Source organism: Bacillus sp. T17B1, from assembly GCF_026796395.1.
Lineage (GTDB): Bacteria > Bacillota > Bacilli > Bacillales > Bacillaceae > Bacillus > Bacillus spizizenii_A.
Genome location: NZ_JALAYA010000049.1, coordinates 16,501 through 37,996, shown reverse-complemented (window position 1 = coordinate 37,996; position 21,496 = coordinate 16,501). Strand labels below are relative to the sequence as shown.

General features: G+C 43.5%; 18 protein-coding genes and 1 pseudogene. 8 read left to right on the top strand and 11 right to left on the bottom strand.

Annotation, left to right across the window (positions count from 1 at the left end):
• Positions 1-516 precede the first annotated feature (516 nt).
• From MOF34_RS19260 to MOF34_RS19250, 3 genes are all read right to left on the bottom strand, one after another.
• Positions 517-1,953, bottom strand: coding sequence for an anion permease (locus MOF34_RS19260; RefSeq protein ID WP_268401385.1), 1,437 nt, complete (start codon positions 1,951-1,953; stop codon positions 517-519).
• Positions 1,954-2,080: 127 nt separating this feature from the next.
• Entirely contained in the window at positions 2,081-3,343 is a 1,263-nt protein-coding gene (locus MOF34_RS19255; RefSeq protein WP_268401384.1) for a pectate lyase, read from the bottom strand.
• A gap of 191 nt (positions 3,344-3,534) precedes the next feature.
• On the bottom strand, positions 3,535-3,882 hold the full coding sequence (locus MOF34_RS19250; protein ID WP_268401383.1) for a general stress protein: 348 nt from the start codon (positions 3,880-3,882) through the stop codon (positions 3,535-3,537).
• Between the two features lie 244 nt (positions 3,883-4,126).
• On the opposite strand from MOF34_RS19250, the gene MOF34_RS19245 reads away from it, so the two are divergent.
• From MOF34_RS19245 to yfmF, 5 genes are all read left to right on the top strand, one after another.
• Positions 4,127-4,495: a DUF3212 family protein gene (locus tag MOF34_RS19245; RefSeq protein ID WP_019713594.1), complete on the top strand. Its 369-nt coding sequence runs from the start codon at positions 4,127-4,129 to the stop codon at positions 4,493-4,495.
• Between the two features lie 109 nt (positions 4,496-4,604).
• Entirely contained in the window at positions 4,605-5,552 is a 948-nt protein-coding gene (locus MOF34_RS19240; protein ID WP_268401382.1) for an ABC transporter substrate-binding protein, read from the top strand.
• A 72-nt stretch (positions 5,553-5,624) separates the two neighbouring features.
• Positions 5,625-6,626, top strand: coding sequence for a Fe(3+) dicitrate ABC transporter permease FecD (gene fecD / locus MOF34_RS19235; RefSeq protein ID WP_268401381.1), 1,002 nt, complete (start codon positions 5,625-5,627; stop codon positions 6,624-6,626).
• Complete coding sequence (gene yfmE / locus MOF34_RS19230; protein WP_268401380.1) at positions 6,623-7,624, top strand: Fe(3+)-citrate ABC transporter permease YfmE; 1,002 nt, start codon at positions 6,623-6,625, stop codon at positions 7,622-7,624. Before fecD ends, yfmE begins: the two co-directional genes overlap by 4 nt.
• A 12-nt stretch (positions 7,625-7,636) precedes the next feature.
• Complete coding sequence (gene yfmF / locus MOF34_RS19225; protein ID WP_268401379.1) at positions 7,637-8,434, top strand: Fe(3+)-citrate ABC transporter ATP-binding protein YfmF; 798 nt, start codon at positions 7,637-7,639, stop codon at positions 8,432-8,434.
• Positions 8,435-8,656: 222 nt separating this feature from the next.
• Here the strand turns inward: yfmF and MOF34_RS19220 are convergent, their stop codons facing one another.
• The gene (locus MOF34_RS19220) at positions 8,657-10,120 is read right to left on the bottom strand and encodes a formylglycine-generating enzyme family protein (protein WP_268401378.1); all 1,464 of its coding nucleotides are present in this window, start codon (positions 10,118-10,120) and stop codon (positions 8,657-8,659) included.
• A 322-nt stretch (positions 10,121-10,442) separates the two neighbouring features.
• Here MOF34_RS19220 and MOF34_RS19215 point away from each other — a divergent pair, with 322 nt between their 5' ends.
• Together MOF34_RS19215 and MOF34_RS19210 are read left to right on the top strand one after the other, a co-directional pair.
• The gene (locus MOF34_RS19215; protein ID WP_268401377.1) at positions 10,443-11,663 is read left to right on the top strand and encodes an MFS transporter; all 1,221 of its coding nucleotides are present in this window, start codon (positions 10,443-10,445) and stop codon (positions 11,661-11,663) included.
• 482 nt (positions 11,664-12,145) lie between these two features.
• Complete coding sequence (locus MOF34_RS19210; protein ID WP_268401375.1) at positions 12,146-13,165, top strand: NADP-dependent oxidoreductase; 1,020 nt, start codon at positions 12,146-12,148, stop codon at positions 13,163-13,165.
• A gap of 53 nt (positions 13,166-13,218) precedes the next feature.
• On the opposite strand, the gene MOF34_RS19205 is transcribed toward MOF34_RS19210, so the two are convergent.
• Positions 13,219-13,665 carry a GNAT family N-acetyltransferase gene (locus tag MOF34_RS19205; protein WP_019713588.1) on the bottom strand — a complete coding sequence of 149 codons (447 nt, stop codon included), beginning with the start codon at positions 13,663-13,665 and terminating at the stop codon, positions 13,219-13,221.
• A 69-nt stretch (positions 13,666-13,734) separates the two neighbouring features.
• A complete protein-coding gene (locus tag MOF34_RS19200; RefSeq protein ID WP_268401373.1) occupies positions 13,735-14,865 on the bottom strand; it encodes a DEAD/DEAH box helicase in 1,131 nt (376 codons plus the stop codon).
• Between the two features lie 173 nt (positions 14,866-15,038).
• Between MOF34_RS19200 and MOF34_RS19195 the strand changes: the two genes are divergently transcribed.
• Complete coding sequence (locus MOF34_RS19195; protein ID WP_268401372.1) at positions 15,039-16,595, top strand: ABC-F family ATP-binding cassette domain-containing protein; 1,557 nt, start codon at positions 15,039-15,041, stop codon at positions 16,593-16,595.
• Between the two features lie 120 nt (positions 16,596-16,715).
• On the opposite strand, the pseudogene MOF34_RS19190 reads toward MOF34_RS19195, so the two are convergent.
• The 5 genes and pseudogenes from MOF34_RS19190 to MOF34_RS19170 all read right to left on the bottom strand — a co-directional run bounded on the left by MOF34_RS19190 (position 16,716) and on the right by MOF34_RS19170 (position 21,448).
• Positions 16,716-16,869, bottom strand: a pseudogene (locus MOF34_RS19190) (hypothetical protein).
• A 318-nt stretch (positions 16,870-17,187) separates the two neighbouring features.
• Entirely contained in the window at positions 17,188-18,378 is a 1,191-nt protein-coding gene (locus MOF34_RS19185; protein ID WP_019713584.1) for an MFS transporter, read from the bottom strand.
• A 65-nt stretch (positions 18,379-18,443) separates the two neighbouring features.
• Entirely contained in the window at positions 18,444-18,866 is a 423-nt protein-coding gene (locus tag MOF34_RS19180; RefSeq protein ID WP_268401371.1) for a MerR family transcriptional regulator, read from the bottom strand.
• A gap of 123 nt (positions 18,867-18,989) precedes the next feature.
• Entirely contained in the window at positions 18,990-19,436 is a 447-nt protein-coding gene (locus MOF34_RS19175) for a YfmQ family protein (protein ID WP_268401370.1), read from the bottom strand.
• A 122-nt stretch (positions 19,437-19,558) separates the two neighbouring features.
• Positions 19,559-21,448: an ABC-F family ATP-binding cassette domain-containing protein gene (locus MOF34_RS19170; RefSeq protein WP_268401369.1), complete on the bottom strand. Its 1,890-nt coding sequence runs from the start codon at positions 21,446-21,448 to the stop codon at positions 19,559-19,561.
• Positions 21,449-21,496 lie beyond the last annotated feature (48 nt).

Below are 21,496 nucleotides of genomic sequence, written 5' to 3'. Positions count from 1 at the left end.
GTCTAAAAGAAGCTCCAACATGCTATCTTCCCCTTTCATGCATTAATGAAATCATGTGTCATGAAATTAACCAATTGTGATAGAGAGAAATAAGTCTAAAAGAAGCTCCAACATGCTATCTTCCCCTTTCATGCATTAATGAAATCATGTGTCATGAAATTAACCAATTGTGATAGAGAGAAACAAGTCTAGTAGAAGTTCCAACATGAAATCACCTCCTTTAAAGACTAAATATTCAGATAAATATATGTATTTTTTTATATCAATTTTAAAATTGAACTCACTTTATTTAATATTGCAAAATAATAAATTAACTAACCCCTTCTGTAATATTAATTTCCATATTATTACACCAAAGGTTTGTGTGAACTAATTGAGTAAATAATATCATGAGTTAGAATTTGTGTAAATACTTTAAATTTCTCTTTTTTAATATTTTTGTAAACATTCTGTTATTTTTGTATTAATCGTAAAAAAGCTAGAAGAGAGATAATAATCTCTCTTCTAGCTTAGACTTTACCATATACCTAAAACTTTCCACCATAATCCCCCGATGACAAGCCATACGACAATATGGACGATCGACAGGATAAATCCGATAGACCACCATTTGCCTTGCGGAATGTAGCCTGCCCCGAAGAAGACTGGAGCCGCTCCAGAACCGTAGTGAGTCGTTGACCCGAACAGGTTGCTGAAGAATGCGAGGCTCAGCGCTGCTAAAAGCGGCGGTGCACCCGCTGCCACGACCACAGCCAAAAATGCAGAATACATCGCACTGATATGGGCTGTCGCACTTGCAAAGAAGTAGTGAGAATAGAAATACACAACAATTAAGATTAAGAATGCCACAATCCATGAGAATCCTGATACTGACGATTTCATCGCATTACTGAACCAAGACACCATGCCTAACTCATTCAGGAAGTTGGCCAGCATGACAAGCGCCGCAAACCAAGTGAGCGTATCCCAAGCGCCCTGTTCTTTCTTGATATCATCCCAAGTCAGAACCTGTGATAATAAAAGAACCGACAATCCGATCAGTGCGGTTGTGGTTGCGTCGATGTTAAAGCTGCCGCCAAAAATCCACAGCACAAGCACCAAAAGAAACACGATAACCATGGAAAGCTCTGATTTTTTGAACGGTCCCATTTCTTTCAGTTTTTCTGTTGCGATTTTCGCCGCATCCGGTGTTTCTTTGATTTCCGGCGGATACAGCTTGTAAATCACAAGCGGTGTAATGATTAAGCTTACAAGTCCCGGTACAATCGCGGCAATTGCCCAGCTTGTCCATGTTAAGTCCACCCCTGCGACATCATGGGCCAGCTTGGCAATCAGCGGGTTCGCCGCCATCGCCGTTAAGAACATAGCAGATGTAATCAGATTCCCCTGAAAACCGGTTTTTAATAAGAATGCGCCGATTTTTCTCTCTGTTCCATTTGCCGGGCTTGATCCGAATGTTTCGGATAATGATCTGATAATAGGAAATATAATGCCTCCTGCACGCGCCGTATTACTTGGAATGGCAGGTGAAAGTATTAAATCACTGAACAGCAGTGAATAAGAAAGTCCAAGGGTTTTTTTCCCGAATTTCTGAACGAATACATACGAAATTCTCGCACCGAGCCCGGTTTTGATAAAGCCCCGGGAAATAAAGAATGCGATGACGATAAGCCAGATGGTCTTATTCCCGAATCCGCTTAATGTATCCTCAACTGATAGTGTTCCAGTTAGTGCAGTAACCGCCAATGCAAAAATTGCAATTGCACCCATTGGCAAGGGCTTGGAGATAAAGCCGATAATTGTCGCGACAAAAATCGCAAACAAATGCCAAGCTTTAGGTTCAAGTCCGGACGGAGCGGGAATAAACCAAATGATTAGTCCCACAGCGACAGTAATAAGCAATGGAACAAGCTTTACTGCTGACTGTTTTCCTGCGTCTTTTTCTGAAGCCATAAATAGGTCTCCTCCTATATACTTGTTTTCCGATCCCCTTTCCCATTCTACTCCTTAACTAAGTTAATAAACGTTTTAATTAATTAAAAAACACAAAGGTAAGCAGCCCTTTGTGTTTTTTCATTTCTTAATTTAGTTTACCCGCACCCGCTTGGGCTGTAACATACGATTTTACATTCGCGGTATCACCAATTGATCCGTGCAGCTGCGGCGTCCAGCCGACAGAGGAACTAAGGCCGTTGGCAGCTGAAGCGCTGATCTGTGTGCCATTCAGCAGTGTGCCTGAGTCATATAAAGCTGTTCCTCCGCTGAATACGCTAATCGTTTTTGCAGCAGTCAGTCCCGGTACATCAATGACATTGTTTTGAGCGTAGATTTTAGATGATTTTCCGATTCCCCACGTATAACTGAAGGCATAATTTGAGGAGCTTGTGCTGCCTTCATAATAGTTGTTGTAGACGTGTACTTGCCCGAAGCGGACTCTCGGTGCGCGCTGGACGATATTTTTATAGTGGTTATGGTGAAGCGTAACTTTTAATTTGCCATCATCGGAGGTTTTGCTGTCGCTTGATCCGATAATAGAACTTTTATCATGATCGTGATAATAATTGTAGGACATCGTGATATAGTTGGCACCGTTAGACACATCAGTTTGGCCGTCATGATGCTGATATTTTCTGCCGAAATACTTTGGCGATGTGCTGTCCGGACGGGAACCGTCATTAAATGTACAATGGTCAATCCATATATGCGTACCGCCATTTATCGTGATGTTATCGTATTGTGAGTTCCAGTTTCCTGAGCTCCCGTCAGTCGGATCCCATTGCGGAAAATAATCATAAGCATCCTGGAATTCAATGTTGCGGATGATGACATTATCACTCTTGATCTGGAAGTTTCCGCCCACGATTTTGGCATTGGTCCCTGAACCGACAATCGTTGTATTCGCAGGAATGTCAACCATCACTCGTGCTTTTTGGTTTTTTTGAGAACGTTCTCTCGCTTCTTCCTGTGTCCCAGACGGCTCTTTTTTGCCCCATGTGCTTGGATCATAAGCTTTTAAATATTTGTTCAAATCATACTCTGGATCTGCATAATCATCTGCGTCAAGCGGTTTCAGATTGTCATCGACATTCATATCAATTGTTCCGTTGATATAAATGATTTTCGGTGTTGTGTTGGTGTCCTTGCCTAATGCCGAGACAAGCTGGTTTCTGTTGCTGACGGTATAAACGTTTGAGGACGATGCTTTTGATCCGCCTGTTGTACCGGTCGAGTATGCGCCCCAGCCATCATTTGATCCTAATGTTTGATGGCCTAAATCCGCCGCGTTCGCGCCAACTGGAGCCAACCCTAAAAATAGAGCTGTGGCTAACATCACTTTTTTCATTCACTATGAACCCCCATTTTCTATTTTGTGAGAATATATTCCAATTTCTCACAAAATATGATAGCAAATTGAGGGACATCCAGAACCGAAAATGTTCCGCTATTTTATTGCGGCATTCTGCAAAACATACACCGCAAAGACCGCAAAAAACCCAAAAAGCCGAAGTTGGCCTTTTGGGTTTTTTCCCTGCGTTACGCCCAGGATTTCACTTTTTCATTATCGGTTACAAAGAGAAGCACTTTCCCTTCATCTAAACGTTTTTCGAATTGAGCGGCTTCATCCTCAGAAAAACCGATTTCATGAATTTTATTGCGGAGCTCGTCTCCTTTTTTATTAAACACGTTTCCTACCGCATGCTTGATACCCGTTTCTTTAGCTCCGATCGTGTTGGCGTTCGTGTTGTCTGCCAGCCGTTCCGTTCTGTCATCATCGTGAGCTAAGACGTATACATCTTCTTTTGCAACACCCATTTTTTGTAACTCTTCTACATCCTTCATGAGCTGTTCGTCGTTTGTATACTCTTTTACAACTGGTTTCATTTCAACATTCCTCCTTCATGATTACTATATTTCTTTCATACCCGTGCACATATGGATGAAACAGATTCCAGAACATTGAGGAGAAAAACAGGAGGAATGGTAGTAGCCATTTATTTTCAGCCCATGGTAAAGTGGTAGGAACAGAACCTATTTTTCAGAAAAGTCAAAATCAAAGAGAAACCGCTGCGCGGAGCAAACAATCATGAAATGCAGCTTTTATCCGTACAAGCAGGAGGTATGTCTAATGCAATACTTTTCACCAGAACAGCAATATAATGCATGGGTTGTGAGTGATTTAGTCAAACAGATTTTTCATCAGCGATCCGGCTGTTCACCAGGAATTCACGAGCTTGCGGTTTTTGCTGAGAAAGATTTTCATATCGATATCGATTTTGTTTTCTCGATTATTATGAATATCGGCGACATTGAATTCGCACGTACTGAAGAAATAAAAAAGAAATTGTCTGGCTATCTCGGGACTCTCCTCCCATATGTCAACGCTGAAATGCTCGAAACCTCTAAAGCCAATGCCAATGCGTTTTTATCCCGCAGACACGGCCATGCTGTATATCATTTATTTGTGTCTGATGATGCTTTCATGAAAAAGCAGTAAAAACGCAGCTTTCTTTACTAAAAAAATATTGACATGATAAGTCATGCTATTATAGTGTTTACATGTGATAATGATTCTCATTACTAAATCTAAAAAAAGGAAGAATGACATGCGCACCTATTCTAACAAGTTGATTGCCATCATGAGTGTTGTATTAATCGCCTGCTTCATTATATCCGGCTGTTCATCCAGCCAGAATAACAGCGGAAGCAGCGAAAGCAAGTCTAAAGATTCTAGAGTGATCCAGCACGAAGAAGGAAAAACGACAGTAAGCGGCACACCTAAACGAGTGGTTGTCCTTGAGCTTTCATTCTTGGATGCTGTATACAATCTCGGCATTACGCCGATGGGCATCGCCGATGACAACAAAAAAGATATGATTAAAAAGCTAGTCGGCAGCTCCATTGATTATACATCTGTAGGCACACGAAGCGAACCAAATCTTGAGGTTATCAGTTCCTTGAAGCCTGATTTAATTATCGCTGACGCTGAGCGCCATAAAAACATTTATAAACAGCTGAAACAGATCGCTCCGACCATAGAGTTAAAGAGTCGGGAAGCAACATATGACGAAACAATCGATAGCTTTACGACCATTGCTAAAGCATTAAATAAAGAAGATGAAGGAAAAGAAAAGCTTACCGAACACAAAAAAGTCATCAACGATCTAAAAGCGGAGCTTCCAAAAGATGAAAACCGCAACATTGTTCTCGGGGTTGCAAGAGCAGATTCCTTCCAGCTTCATACGTCATCATCTTATGACGGAGAAATCTTTAAAATGCTCGGCTTTACACACGCTGTGAAGTCAAAGGAAGCCTATCAAGAGGTCAGCCTCGAGCAAATGAGCAAGATCAATCCGGATATTTTATTCATCTCAGCCAACGAAGGCAAGACAATTGTAGACGAGTGGAAAAAGAACCCGCTCTGGAAAAATCTCAAAGCGGTGAAAAACGGACAAGTCTATGATGCGGACCGTGACACTTGGACAAGATTCAGAGGCATCAAGTCTAGTGAAACAAGCGCCAAGGACGTGCTTAAAAAAGTGTATAATAAGTAGGACAAATGAGAAGCGAGGGGAAATCCTTGCTTCTTCGTTTTTGCAACCAGACGCAATAAGGAAGTGAGACTGTTGTATCATTCAGCCAAACGGCGCTCATCATCAAGACTGATGATATTCATCATTGCACTGATCATTTTGATATTCGGGCTTGGGCTGAATCTTTCAGTAGGAGCCTCAGACATTGGCATCATAGATTCATTGAAATATCTTTTTGTATGGGATGGTTCAAAGGAACAGCTCATTATCTCTACTCTCCGCCTTCCCCGCACATTAATCGGCGTTTTCGTCGGTGCCAGCCTGGCAGTAGCAGGAGCGCTGATGCAGGCCATGACCAGAAACCCTCTGGCTTCACCTCAAATTTTCGGTGTGAATGCGGGTGCATCGCTTTTTGTCGTTGCTTCTCTCGTCATTCTGCCGGCATCGCCCTATTCTTCCGTTGTATTCGCTTTTGCGGGTGCGGCAGCAGGCGGCGCGATTGTGTACATGATTGCCTCATCCGGCGGAATGACACCTGTCAAGCTGGCGTTGTCGGGAATGGCTGTGCATCTGTTCCTCTCCTCCATGACACAGGCCATCATTATTTTAAATGAGTCAGGAGAGGATGTTCTGTACTGGATGACAGGCGCGATTGACGGAAGCAATTGGCAGGACGTCATGACGATCGCTCCGTTTTCTGTCATCGGCATCGGGCTTGCCCTCGTGTTTTCCGGCTCTGTTTCTGTACTTGGTCTCGGAGACGAAACAGCAAAAGGGCTTGGACAAAACATGAACGGCATCCGGATTCTGATCAGCTTTATCATTTTAATTCTATCCGGTGCTTCCGTAGCTGTCGCCGGGCCGATCGGCTTTGTCGGACTGCTCGTTCCACATATTGTCCGCAAACTGATCGGAGAACATTATCAATACGTGCTTCCGTTTTCGGCGCTGTTAGGTGCCATATTGCTGGTGTACGCAGATGTTCTGGCCAGATGGATTGCATTTCCATATGAATCACCGGTCGGCATCGTCACCGCGATTATCGGAACACCGTTCTTCTTATATTTGGCAAGGAAAGGGCGAAATCTGAAATGAAGAAAACAACCAGAAAACAAAAACGCCCCTTGCTGGCGATACTCATATTGGCCGTGATTCTGATCGTTCTGTCCGTCATCAGCATCGGCTTCGGTGCATTATACATTTCACCGGATGCGGTAGTGACGAACTTGTTGGGACTGGATCATTCCTTTGAATTCATCATCCAGCAATACCGCCTTCCACGAATTTTATTAGCGATTTTGGCCGGTGCCGGGCTTGCCGCGGCCGGAGCGATTTTGCAGGGTGTCATCCGCAACCCGCTCGCTTCCCCGGACGTTGTCGGCATTTCAAAAGGATCCGGACTTGCGGCGATGGCTGTCATTCTGATCTTTCCTGAATCGCCGGTGTACGTGCTTCCGTTCTCTGCATTTGCCGGAGCAGCCATTATTGCTGTACTATTATTAATGATAGCCCACAAAAAAAGCATTCAGCCCTCTTCTTTGGCTTTATCAGGCATTGCCTTAGGCGCGGTTTGCCATGCCGGGATGCAGTATATGATGGTCAAGTTTCCGGGTGACGTGAATGCTGCACTCATTTGGCTGACAGGCAGCCTCTGGGGAAGAAACTGGGAAGAAGTCCAGCTGCTTGCGCCATGGCTTTTGATTCTTTTGCCGATCGTCTGCATTCTCATACCGAAGCTGGACCTGATGTCACTCGGTGATGAGCTTGCGCAAGGTCTCGGTGAAAACGCAAACCGGCTGAGATTTATCCTGATTTTCACCGCGGTTGCACTTGCGGGAAGCTGTGTAGCCGTCGTCGGCTCAATCGGTTTTATCGGCTTGCTTGCTCCGCATATCGCCAGACGGCTTACCGGAGAAAAAGCTAAATATTTACTGCCTGCATCGGCATTGATTGGTGCTATTATATTATTAATTGCAGATACGTTAGGGCGCGGCATCATGCCTCCGGTGGAAATTCCGGCCGGAATATTGACAGCCGTGATCGGCGCGCCTTATTTTTTATATTTATTGAAATTCGAAGCGAGGAAACAGTAGGGAGAGGATACCATGGGAAAACTGGCTGCAGACCAGCTCACTCTTTCATATGACAGCACAGTGATTATTGACGGAGTCGATTTAAAGATAGAAGAAGGAAAAATCACTGCGCTCATCGGCGCCAATGGCTGCGGGAAATCAACAATCCTCAAATCGCTAGCCAGGCTGATGGCCCCAAAAAGCGGTACGGTCCTATTGGAAGGAAAAGATATACACCGCCAGCCGTCAAAAGAAGTCGCAAAAAAACTGGCTATTCTTCCTCAATCTCCTCAGGCGCCTGAGGGATTAACGGTAGAGGAACTATGCTATTTCGGCAGACATCCTCACAAAAAGCTGTTATCCAAGCATACCCAAGAGGATCACGACATGGTAGAGTGGGCGCTGGAAGCAACGGGCATGATTGAGCTGAAAGAACGGACACTGGATGCCCTGTCAGGCGGCCAAAGACAAAGAGCATGGATTTCCATGGCGCTTGCACAAGGCACTGATTTGCTTTTGCTCGATGAACCGACCACGTACTTAGACATTTCACACCAGATTGAAGTGCTTGAGCTGCTGAAAAAGCTAAACCGTGATCATGGCCGCACCGTTGTCATGGTACTCCATGATTTAAACCAAGCTGCTCAATATGCCGACTATCTGATCAGTGTGCTGGACGGAAAAATATACAATGCCGGAACACCGGAAGACGTCTTTACCCAGCCGTTTTTCCGTGAAGTCTTCGGCTTGGAATGCTGCATCATGAGAAGCCCGATCGACCAGAAGCCCATGTGCCTGCCGACGGGACTGTGCCCGAGATTTCGGGCGTAATGAAAGGAGAGGAATTTCTCTGGGGGGCTGTCGAGAAACTTGACAGCCTCCATTTTCCCTTAGAATATTTCATTCTCACATTTAATTGATGATAAACTTAAAAAACACGTTATTCTTCTCATCACGAGATATTCTTAACATAAAGTTAAATTTGTTCTTTTTGACCAACTCGTTAAAGTCGTATCTTAGTAAACTTTTGTCAAAGTCTCTAACCTAAAGTCATTAATAAATGGCTTTATTAGTTATGGGCCCATTAATTGATTCTCTAATTTTATATACTGGAATATTCTTTACGCACCTAATTCCCATTTCATTGTGTCGACAGAAAGGAATATCTTTTGCTCTAAAGGAAGGGAACATTAAGCCTGGATGAGAGAAGAATGATCCTCCTTTAAGAACGGCAAATGAGTTAACACTATTAAATGGTACATTCTCAAAAATAGGGTGGAAAGCTCTCTTTGTTTTAAGCTCACTTCTAGTCCACTCCCATGTTCCGCCGATCATACCGCATACTCCATAGGGACTTTCACCATTTTGTTCAAAAATATCACTTGTTAAATGATTTAATTCTTTATCAGCATGAGCTTTTAATAAATTTTCTCTCCAGGACTTTAAAGAAGTAATAGGTTCATTATAAAGACTTCCAGCATATTGAACCTTTGCAGGATCAAATTTATCTCCCCAAGGCCAGATATTACCTTTTTCGCCTCGAGCAGCTTTTTCCCATTGAAACTCGTTTGGCAATTCTTTCCCCTTATATCTTGCGTAAGCAAATGCATCATAAAAATCGATACCTGTAACGGGATGATTATCTAAATACCTATCATCCCAATATGTATTTCTTCTATGTTGTTTATTCTGTGGTTCATTAGGATGACAGAATATATGCCCATTTTCCTCTGTGAACTCGGTAAAGATATCATAATCTTTATTTGTAACAGGATACTTATCAATAAAAAAGGGAGGTAACCATACTTTTTGTCTAGGAACAGCATCTTTCCAATTAAATGTTTTGTCAGGAATTTCATTTTCATTTAAACCGAATTCAAAAAAGCCACCCGGAATTAATATCATCCCATCTTCTTCTGTTTTTTTGAATTCCTCTATTAGACTTTGCGGAATTTTTTCTTCAAAGTCAAAGTTATTAGGAAGGATACCATTTTGATCAAAATAATTTTTTAGCATTACTAGCTCTTCATATTTTTCAACACCGAATATATCTAATAATGTAGATAATACTTTTTGGGCCCCTAGTCCCACAGGTTTTTTAGGGTAGCTTATACTCTCCCGGACATCATCAATGATTGAAGACAAATATGCTAACGATTCTTCAATTTTATGATTTGCACACACATCCATAGCTTGAAAAGAAACTAAATCATCCGGATCCTGGGTTAGATTGATTATAGTTTCTACAGCAGAGAAATAAGGTACCCATTTTTCAACGAAATCAATTAATCTATACCTTATGTAAGTATTCGGGTAAGCAATACACATACCAAACACATTTTCAGCTGCTACAGGGTGTTGAATTTTATTTAGTAGAGTCATAATTCTATTATCGATTAAACTCTTAAAATCATTTTTTTTATTTTCTGGAACAGAAGTAATAAGTTCTTCAACTTCAATTAATATTTCTATATCTTTATTGTAAATTGATTTATGATCTTGCATTAATAGTGTCAATTTACGATAACCTCCCGATTTGTTTGTTGAAATAAGGAATAGCATTTAAATGCTATTCCCTAAGTGTTTACCATTTTTCATTAGTATAAAGAACCGGGCTAACAATCGATTTTCTCCAGTTTTTTCTTAATTTTTTCATGGTATCCCCCCCTTTAATAAGATATGTGGTTCCCCACCCTATTGATAGAATAGTCACAATAACAATAAATAGAATAAAAGTAAATAGTTTACAAGGAAATATTTTCTTTACTTTTGTTATTTTAAGGTGTTTAAATATGTTTAGGCTCGTTACCGAAAAAAGTTATTTCAAGGGAGGATACATATGAGTAAAGGTTATTATTCTATTTTATTTAGCCAGACCACAACAAATTTGGGTTTTTCTCTATATACTATGGTAGTGATTTCGTTTTTGTTTAAAATGACCAATTCAACAACCATCGCCTCTATGGTGACATTAATAAGTATTATTTTTCGTATTTTTGGAAGTGCTATATTACCGTTAATAACAATTCGATTAAAACTGCATCTTACAATAATTATTTCTCAATTGATACAAATGCTGTTGTTAATATGTTTGTTCTATTCTTTATTAAGAACTTACTCTAATCAAACACTCATTTTAGTCTTTATTATTATTAGCTGTATTTCCTTTTTTAATGGATGGTTCTCACCTTTAAAAAGTGCAATTATAGGTGAAATAATCTCTCCTGATAAAAGAGTAAAGGCAAATGGATTATTATCTACAGTGGATCAAACTTTTCAATTTGTAGGCTGGTCTTTAGGTGGTCTCATAATTGCATTTTTAGGTGAGGGATATACCATTACACTTACTATCTCTTTGTTGTTTACATCTCTTATTTCTCTTATATTTTGTCTACCACACGGCCACGCTAATTCTGTCATACGTGAAAAAAATTCTCCTAATAAGAGTATAGTAAGTGGTTGGCGGTATTTATTTAGCCAAAAGAAACTTAGAACAATTATTATTATGGATTTAATTGAGTCATGGGCAGGAATGATTTGGATAGGGTCTGTCTCTTTAGCTTTCGTTAACGAAGTCTTGCATAAAGGTGAATCATGGTGGGGATTTATTAATGGAGCATACTATTTAGGTTCAATGATAGGGGGATTTATAATATATAAACTGTCGGGGAGGTTTCAAGGTAAGTTAATTAATTTTATGTTAATTGGTGCTTTCTCGTATGGAAGTTTAACTTTAATATACGGCTTTATAAATAACCCATACTTAGCACTATTATTGGTTCTCTTTATGGGGCCAGCTTTTATCTTAAGGGATCTAACACAAGAAACATTTATTCAGAACATAACAACCGAGCAAACTCGAATTAATATAATGTCTGCAAGGTCTTCTTTAGTACAGTTCATTTTTATGTTTTCAATTCTGGCTATAGGGGCTATTTCAGATTTCCTTGGGGTTCGTTTAGTTTATGTTTCAGCAGGTATTCTTTTATTGGTGTCCGCAATATATGGCTTTTCACAATTACAATTTAAGAAAAAGGTAAATAAACATATAAGCTTTTAATAAACATCTAAATTTAATTAATATGTGTTCGGTTTACTTTTTCGCGTGTTTTATTAATAAGTTAACATTACTTAATTGACCAAAAGAAAATGGTCGATTACAATCGATTGTCTGTTTCAGAAAAACTCAGCATAAAAGAGAAAAAATTGAGCCAAGCTTTGAAGATGTAAAACAATTGCATAGGCTTTGCTATTGCAGATTGATGGGAAAGCAAAATGTGAACGGCTAAGCTCCCCATCGCAGATGCTTGCAAGAATATGAAGATGAATCCACATACACACTAGCCAACCTTAGCTAGGTGTGCAGAAGCTCTTTTTCTGTTCTCTAATAATGATAAATGACTAAAGAGAACTTTTAAAACAAAAAAAGCTTGTCGAAAGCATAAGTTCCTCTATAACCTTTTTTTGTATGCCGGCTTACCTTTTGTATTTCTTCTCCTGTCCGTGTTACATTGGTGTCAATCAAGTAAGAGGAGGATGAATATGACAAAAACTCAACAGCAGATCCAATTAGCAAGACGTCCGCAAGGGGTTCCCGTTCATGAAGACTTCCGTTTTGAAACGATCCCCGTCCCTGAACCCCAGCAGGGTGAAGTGCTTGTCAAAACGCTTTATGTATCGGTTGACCCTTATATGCGCGGCCGTATGCAGGATACGAAGTCGTATGTTGAACCGTTCGCCTTGGATGAAGCGCTCTCTGGCGGGGTTATCGCTGAAGTCGTGTCAGACGGTGAGCATCTGAAAAAAGGCGATATCGTCATCGGAAACCTAAGCTGGCAGGAATTTTCCGCTGTCAGCGAGTCTGCTTTGCGAAAAATTGATACAAGCCTCGCTCCCGCTTCAGCCTATCTCGGCATTTTGGGAATGACAGGCTTGACGGCATATTTCGGACTGCTGGACATCGGGCGCCCGAAAGAAGGTGAAACCGTGGTCGTCTCCGGAGCTGCGGGAGCCGTCGGTTCAGCGGTCGGACAGATTGCCAAAATCAAAGGCGCGCGAGTCGTCGGCATCGCAGGCTCTGATGAAAAAATTGCGTATTTAAAACAGGAGCTGCAATTTGACGAAGCCATCAATTACAAAACAGCAGACGATATCCAGAAAGCGCTTGAAGACGCTTGTCCTGACGGTATTGATGTGTATTTTGACAATGTCGGCGGGCCGATTTCAGATGCGGTCATGAACCTGCTCAATGAATTTGCCCGCATTCCGGTTTGCGGCGCCATTTCTTCCTATAACGCAGAAGACGAATCAGATGATATGGGCCCTCGTGTCCAATCAAAGCTGATCAAAACGAAGTCACTGATGCAAGGCTTTATCGTTAGCGACTACTCCGATCGTTTTGCTGAGGGTGCTAAACAGCTGGCCGAATGGCTGAAGGATGGAAAGCTCCATTACGAGGAAACCATCACAGAAGGCTTCGAAAACATTCCTGACGCGTTTCTCGGCTTATTTAAAGGCGAAAATAAAGGAAAACAGCTGATCAAGGTCAATGATCCGAGCTGACATGATTAATAAAAACAAGGAGGGCTTTTTGCTCTCCTTGTTTTTGTGTATGGTCAGATCCGAACAATCAAAGTGAGAAAGCCATCTTCATCAGGTTCCGTGTCTTCCAAAGTAAATCCAGCTGCTTGAAAGCAAGCCAAACTGATTTGATTGTCTTCTTCAATGCATGCCATCCATTCCCGTACTCTCATAAAATCTGGATCATTCAGCAGGTCTTTTAATATCTGTTTTCCGTATCCTTGAAGCCGGTACAAAGGATTGACGATCAATCCAATATACGCCCGCTCCTCCTCGAACTCCATAACGACCATGCCTGCCGGCAGCTGACCGTCATATGCCATGATGACAGTATTGTCTTCATCTGTATTCACTCGTGCATACCACACATCTAATGGCAGCATCCCATCCATTCTCCGCCTGGTATCCTCATTTTCAAACCATTTTTCAATAATCTTCAGCTCAGGCTCCTTTACTATGTGAAACCTGTCTATTGAAGCCATCCACTCACCACCGCACGAACATTTTCTATTATTTTACAACAAAAAAAGAAGGGCTTTCCGCCCTCCTTTTTATTTTGTCTTCAATTTTCCGCCTGCATAAACGGCTTCTCTCAGCTCCACGCCAAGCTTCTTCGCCATCTTTTTCAGTTTTGATTCTTCCAGTTTCGTCACGAGGCTCAGTACGTTACCTTCTTTTCCAGCCCGGCCTGTTCGGCCTGATCTGTGAACGTAACCGTCTTCGTCAGGAATATCAGCATGGATCACATATGGCAGGTTTTCAATGTCTAAGCCGCGTGCGGCAATATCAGTCGCTAGTAAGAGCGGGAATTCCCCGTCTTCGAACGCGGCAATAATTTTCGCCCGCTCCATTTTTTTCGCTTCACTGTGTAGAACGCCGAGTTCGACATGGTGATACGCCAGCTTTTCCGCATACACACTCAGGTTGCCGATGTCTCTCACAAATACGAGTGCCTGCATGCCTTGAAGTCTAGACAGCTTTTGCAGCAGCTTCACTTTGTCGCGCTGGTCGCAAATCAGATATTGATGCTTCACTTTCCCAGCTTCCGCCTTGCTTCGATGCACCTTCAACACCTCAGGCTCATGCGCCAATTCACGGAGCACGTCCTCTGTTTCCTTTTTGAGCGTGGCAGAAAAACATAGAAGCTGCCGGTCTCTTAATGTCGTTTTAATGATTTGCTTCATCGTTTCGCGATGCTCCGGCAGGACAAGCTGATCTGTTTCATCAAGCACGATCGTTTTCACTTCATGCATTTTGAGTTTCTTCGCTTTAATCAGCTCAAATACCCTGCCCGGCGTGCCGACAATGATATGCGGATGTTTTTTCAGCTTTTCGACCTGCTTCTTCACATTCGCCCCGCCGATTAAGGAAGCCGCACGCAGCTCTGAGCCTGATTTCCAATCCTGAATTACCTGAAAGATCTGCATCACCAGCTCACGGGATGGCGCTAAAATTACTGCCTGCGGGTGCTTTTGGTCCGGCTTAATCCGCTCCAAGACCGGCAGCGCATACGCCAGCGTCTTGCCTGTGCCTGTCGGCGATTCCGCGATAACATCCCTTCCGTCCATGATCAGCTGAGCCGCTTGTTCCTGAACAGGAGTCGGCTTTTGAAAACCGGAAGCATTCCAATTCTCTTGTATAAATGATTGTGCATTATGTAAAAATGGCCAAGTTTGCGTCATTTTTTTCTCCTCAATTCCTGAAATCTATTCCATAGTATCTCAAAACCTCGCCCGGAACGCAATTTTTCTTTTTCTTTCCTATACCTTTCAACATTCCGATTCCTCCTTTATAATCAAAAGGGTGAATAATACACGCCGATTGTGCGTGTTTGATAAACGATAGAGGTGTAAATATGAGTATTTTATCTGTAAAGGATTTAAGCCACGGCTTTGGTGACCGGGCCATTTTTAATAACGTCTCCTTCCGCCTGCTAAAAGGCGAGCACGTCGGGCTGATCGGCGCAAACGGTGAAGGAAAATCAACCTTCATGAATATTATTACCGGAAAACTTGAGCCTGATGAGGGAAAAGTCGAATGGTCAAAAAATGTCCGTGTCGGCTATCTGGATCAGCATACTGTGCTTGAAAAAGGCAAATCCATTCGTGATGTGCTGAAAGACGCATTCCATTATTTATTTGCGATGGAAGAAGAAATGAACGAGATTTACAACAAAATGGGCGAAGCTGATCCCGACGAGCTCGAAAAGCTTCTTGAAGACGTCGGTGTGATTCAAGACGCGCTGACGAACAATGATTTTTATGTCATTGATTCGAAAGTGGAAGAAATCGCCCGCGGCCTCGGCTTGAGTGATATCGGTTTAGAGCGCGATGTTACTGATCTGAGCGGCGGACAGCGAACCAAGGTTCTTCTCGCCAAACTGCTTCTCGAAAAGCCAGAGATTCTGCTGCTTGATGAGCCGACCAACTATCTTGATGAGCAGCATATTGAATGGCTGAAACGCTATCTGCAGGAATACGAGAACGCGTTCATCTTGATTTCCCATGATATTCCGTTCTTAAACAGTGTCATCAACCTAATTTATCATGTAGAAAATCAAGAGCTGACACGCTACGTCGGTGACTATCATCAGTTTATAGAAGTCTACGAGGTGAAGAAGCAGCAGCTTGAAGCGGCCTACAAAAAGCAGCAGCAGGAAGTCGCGGAGCTGAAGGATTTCGTTGCCCGCAACAAAGCCCGTGTCAGCACGAGAAACATGGCGATGTCCCGCCAAAAGAAACTCGACAAGATGGATATGATCGAGCTGGCGGCAGAAAAACCAAAGCCGGAATTCCACTTCAAGCCGGCGAGAACGTCAGGCAAGCTGATTTTTGAAACGAAGGATCTCGTGATCGGTTACGATTCCCCGCTCTCACGTCCGCTGAACCTCCGTATGGAGCGCGGCCAAAAAATCGCCCTTTACGGAGCAAACGGGATCGGAAAAACAACATTGCTGAAAAGCCTGCTTGGCGAAATCCAGCCGCTCGAAGGCTCCGTTGAACGAGGCGAGCACCTCTTTACCGGCTACTTCGAGCAAGAGGTCAAGGAAACAAACAACAATACGTGTATTGAAGAAGTTTGGAGCGAATTCCCTTCGTATACACAGTATGAAATCCGCGCCGCTCTGGCAAAATGCGGACTGACGACAAAACATATCGAAAGCCGCGTCTCCGTATTAAGCGGGGGAGAAAAAGCGAAAGTCAGATTATGCAAACTGATCAATTCAGAAACCAACCTGCTGGTGCTCGATGAGCCGACAAACCACTTGGATGTCGACGCGAAGGAAGAGCTCAAGCGCGCCCTCAAAGAATACAAAGGCTCCATTCTTCTTATTTCTCACGAGCCTGATTTCTATATGGACATCGCGACAGAAACATGGAACTGCGAGTCTTGGACGACGAAAGTGCTTTAATGTTACGAAAAAACCCGCCTGCTGAAGGGCGGGTTTTTTACTGCCATTTTTTCTGAACGATTCTCAAAAGCTCTCTGTCTTTTAAAATGAGCTGCAATGGCGAGGTGAATTCATCAAGTGTCAGCTCTCTTTTGGCAGACAGCTCAAAGTCTTCCTCATCAGCCCATGCGGTGAACCACTCAACCGAAAAACTGTTTTTCATGACGCTGTGTATGTATTGATAGAGCATTTCTAAGCACTTCTGATCAAGTTCGTCAGGCTTTACCTTATCCATGGCAAACGTCCCCTCTACAGCATGAACCATTACTTGATATGGCAATCGTAAATGAACCGATACATCCTCAGTTTCTTCAAGATCAATACCCGCCGCGTCGATGCCTGACCGAAGCGGATGCCCTTTCCGCGAACACCGTTCTTGCTGACCGAAAAAACCAGTTTCTAAAGGAGTTTTAGCCGTTAAATAGTAAAATTGTGTCATAAGGCTGTCCTTTCCGCACTAATTTTATGATGATACCATTATAACTGATCGTGAATACTGGTATAACTTGATCACATAAAAAAGACACTGCCTCACGAGCAGTGTCTATCGTTATTAATGTCCCGCCTTAATTCCGGCAAGATGCTTACGTCCCATGAGAAGGACAAGCATGCCGACAAAAACGACGATTCCGCCTACTGTATATGGTGTGTTTGCGGTAAAGTGTTCAGAAAGCATTCCCGCAATCCACGGAGCGAGCGCGCCGCCGATGAAGCGGACTGAGCTGTAGGCTGAAGATGCGATTGAACGTTCAACCGGCGCAGAACCCATGACAGCTGTTGTCATGATCGTGTTGACCATACCGAGGACAGCACCGGCGACAACGATACATGTAATAATCAACGTCTGATGCTCTGTCCAGATCCCCATGATGATCAGAATGACCGCAAAGGCGATAAAGAGAACAACCAACGAACGCACTGTACCCAGCGCTTTGTGCACGAGCGGCGCCGTAAAGACTGATGTAATAGCCAGCAGAAGGCCCCAGCCGAAGAAGACATATCCGAGACCGTGCTCATCTAAATCCAGAACGAACGGAGAATAAGCAAGCAAAATAAAAAATCCAAAGTTGTATAAGAACGCCGATACCGCCATTGTCAGAAGGCCTTTATACTTGAGTGCCTTCACCGCATCAAACACACCGACGCGTTTCGCCGGTTTCGGCAGCTTCGGAAGCATGAAAGAAATCGCTATTAATGCAATAAACATCAGGACAGATACCCCGAAGAACGGCGCACGCCATGAAATGCTTCCAAGCTCTCCGCCTGCTAGCGGTCCGACAGAAATCCCGAGTCCGAGCGCCGCCTCATACAAAATAATTGCTTGGGCGCTGCCCCCGACTGATACGCCGACAATAACCGCAAGCGCTGTTGAAATAAACAGAGCATTACCTAGTCCCCAGCCGCCGCGATAGCCGACTAGCTGAGCAATTGAGCTTGAACTGCCGCCAAGCCCCGCAAACACAATAATAAAAATAAGTCCGAGAATTAATGTCCATTTCGCGCCGATACGGCTGGAAATGGCTCCTGAGAAAAACATCATAAATCCTGTTACAAGTAAATAACTTGTAAACAAGAGTGATACTTCACTAGGTGAAGCATGTAATTGTGCGGCAATGGCCGGAAGAATTGGATCGACCAGCCCGATTCCCATAAAGGAAATCACACAGGCAAATGCGACAGCCCATACCGCTTTTGGCTGGCTGAGCAAGCCCGTTTTCTGATTCACTTGTTTTGTCTTATCCATTTGACCTGACCTCCATCTTTATTCCATTAAAAGAAACGCTACAAAAATAGCGTTTAACAAACGTTTCATTCGATTGATTGAATGGCGCGTTCCGCTTTGCCTTTCATGCCTTGCAGGCGTTCTTTAAAGCTTTGGAATGTGCGGATTTTCTCATCAATCAAATTCAGCTGGTGATTCAGGGTTTCCTGAATTTCCTCCAGTTTTTCTTTCCGTTCCTTGGGATCCAGTGACAACAAATACCCCTCTTTGTTTAACTCTAGCTGGCGGCTGGTTTCCATGAAATGCTGAAGCTCCTGAAGGGAAAAACCGAGCACCTCTTTTGTGTTGATGACTTTCTCAAGCTCCTCCATATCATCCTCTGAATAAAGCCTTACACCGCCGTCTGTCCGTTTCGGCGCCGGAATTAAGCCGATTTCTTCATAAAACCGGATGGTCCGCTTTGTCAGCCCGCTTCTTTTGGCTACTTGATCAATCTTCATCCATTCCAAGGTAAATCCCCCTTCGCCGTTTCTGTTATCATTATACACCTTTTGAACCTTAACGTAAACGTTAAGGTAAAAAATCAATAAAATAAGACGAGTGCATCAAACACCCGTCGTTCACTGTCCTGTTTAAGCCAAGCTTCCTATCTCTGACAGAGACTGCTTTTGAAGGCTTTCAGAAAGCAATTGATATGCAATCACTTTATTCTTGTACTGCTTCACGACGTCGATATGGTCGTCATAGCTGTACACAAACAGCTTCACATCTTTTTTTCCTTTTTTCATATCTATCACCAGTGGCGTGCCGCCGTTTTCCGGATGTAAATAACGCTCTTCGTCACCTGGGTATATATAATACTTTTCCAGGAAGACAGCTTCGTTAAATTGGTCAATTACTTTCTGTTTCTCTTCACCTTCGAGACGTTTTCCATTCAGGGAGAGAACAGCATTTTCGTCACTCAACTTGGCGTGCACCGCGAATTTGCTGAGCAGCCATTCCATGACGCCTGTTGGAAGGCAGGTTAATACGATTTTCACCACACTCATGAGGATTAACATCACGATCGTCCATGTCATACTTCATCATCTCCGTTAGTTTCCAAGTGCCGCTGAACATAATTTCAGCATATCATAATCTGGCCGTTTCGTTTTTGTACATTATGTGAAAAAAGCGCGGCCTCCTGCGGGCCGCGCTTTTTTTAGCTTTCCAGCTCTTCTATCATGAGAGACAATTCTGTCCAGCGGTCCATAGCAGTCTCAAGTTCTTCCGCTGTTTTCGCCTGCTCAGCCATCAGCTCTTGGATTTTTCCAAAATCGCTGCCTGCTGCGGCGATGTCAGCTTCGAGCTGCTCATGCTTCTCTTCTAGCTGGGCAATTTTATCTTCGATGCCGTCCCATTCAATCTGATCCTTGTAGGAAAGCTTTTTCCGTTTTTTCTTCGGCTCCGCTTCGGCCGGTTTTGCTACAGCTGCTGGTTTTTCAGCTGTTTTCTTCGCTCTTGTCTCCTCCATATAGTCGCTGTAGGAGCCTTGGAATCGAGAAATGACGCCATTTCCTTCAAACAGAATCAAACGATCGACGACACGGTCAAGGAAGTAGCGGTCATGGGATACGGTGATGACGACGCCAGGGAACTGGTCAATATAATCCTCCAGTACGCTTAATGTTTCAGTATCCAAATCGTTCGTCGGCTCATCGAGAAACAGGACATTCGGCTCCTGCATGAGAACCTGAAGCAAGTATAAACGGCGTTTTTCCCCGCCGGACAGCTTGCGGATATACGTCTGCTGCATCGAACGCGGGAAGAGGAAACGCTCCAGCATTTGTTCAGCTGTAATGATATCGCCATCCGCTGTTTTTACGACCTCCGCCGTTTCTTTTATATATTCAATGACTTTTAACTCGCCATTCATTTCACTGTGATCCTGGGTATAGTAGCCGATTCTGACCGTCTGTCCGATCGTCATATGGCCGCCGTCTGGGGTATGACGGCCGGCAAGGGTGTTTAATAGCGTTGTTTTTCCGATGCCGTTTGGTCCAATAATCCCGATCCGTTCACCCGGTATGACCAATTCATTAAAGCGGTCGACGAGCATGCGGCCGTCGTAAGCGATCATCACGTTCTCCGCTTCAATGACCTGTTTGCCAAGACGGTGGGAGCCAATCGCAAAGTCGAGTGAGCCCGATGACTGAGGGCCTTTCTGCTCCTTAAGCGTCTCCACTCGGTCAATTCTCGCCTTTTGTTTTGTGGAACGGGCTTTCGCTCCCCGTCTGAGCCAAGCCAGTTCGCGGCGCAGCAGGTTTTGCCGCTTCGTTTCCTTTTGCTCAGCCTGCGCTTCCCGTTCCGCTCGTTTTTCTAAAAACACTTCATAGTTGCCTTTATACGTGTAAAGGCTGCCTCGTTCTAACTCATAAATGCGGTTCGTGACACGGTTTAAGAAATACCTGTCGTGCGTCACCAGCATGACGGAGCCGGGATATTGACTTAAATATCCTTCAAGCCACTCAATCGTTTCATTATCCAGATGGTTCGTCGGCTCGTCTAAAATGAGCAGATCAGCTGGCTGAATTAAGTTTTTGGCAATGGCCACCCGTTTTTTCTGGCCGCCTGAGAGCTCGTTGACTGGCTTTGTTACATCGTTGACGCCCAGCTTAGACAATACGGTTTTCGCCAAGGTATTCGCATCCCACGCGTTATTCGCATCCATTTTCGCCTGCGCCGCCAGCAGGTGCTTCTGGCGCTGTTCATTTTCGGAGTCTTTTCCAAGTTCATACAGCGCTTTTTCATATTCACGCAAGGTTTTCATTACAGCCGATTCACCGGAATAGATATGCTCCAGCACAGTTTGCCCCTCAGGCAGCTCCGGGTCTTGATGAAGAAATTCGACATGCACGCTGCCGGATTTCATGATGTCTCCCTCTTCAATAGATTCCAAGCCGGCGATCACTTTCAGCAGCGTTGATTTCCCCGTTCCATTCGGTCCGATTAATCCGATTCTCTCATTCTCTTCAATATGAAAGGAGATATGGTCAAATAATGTTTTATCTCCGTATGTTTTATACAGATTTTCCGCTTTTAATATACTCATGATTCCTATCAATCCTCACGTAAGTTCATGTGTACATTTTAAATCAGC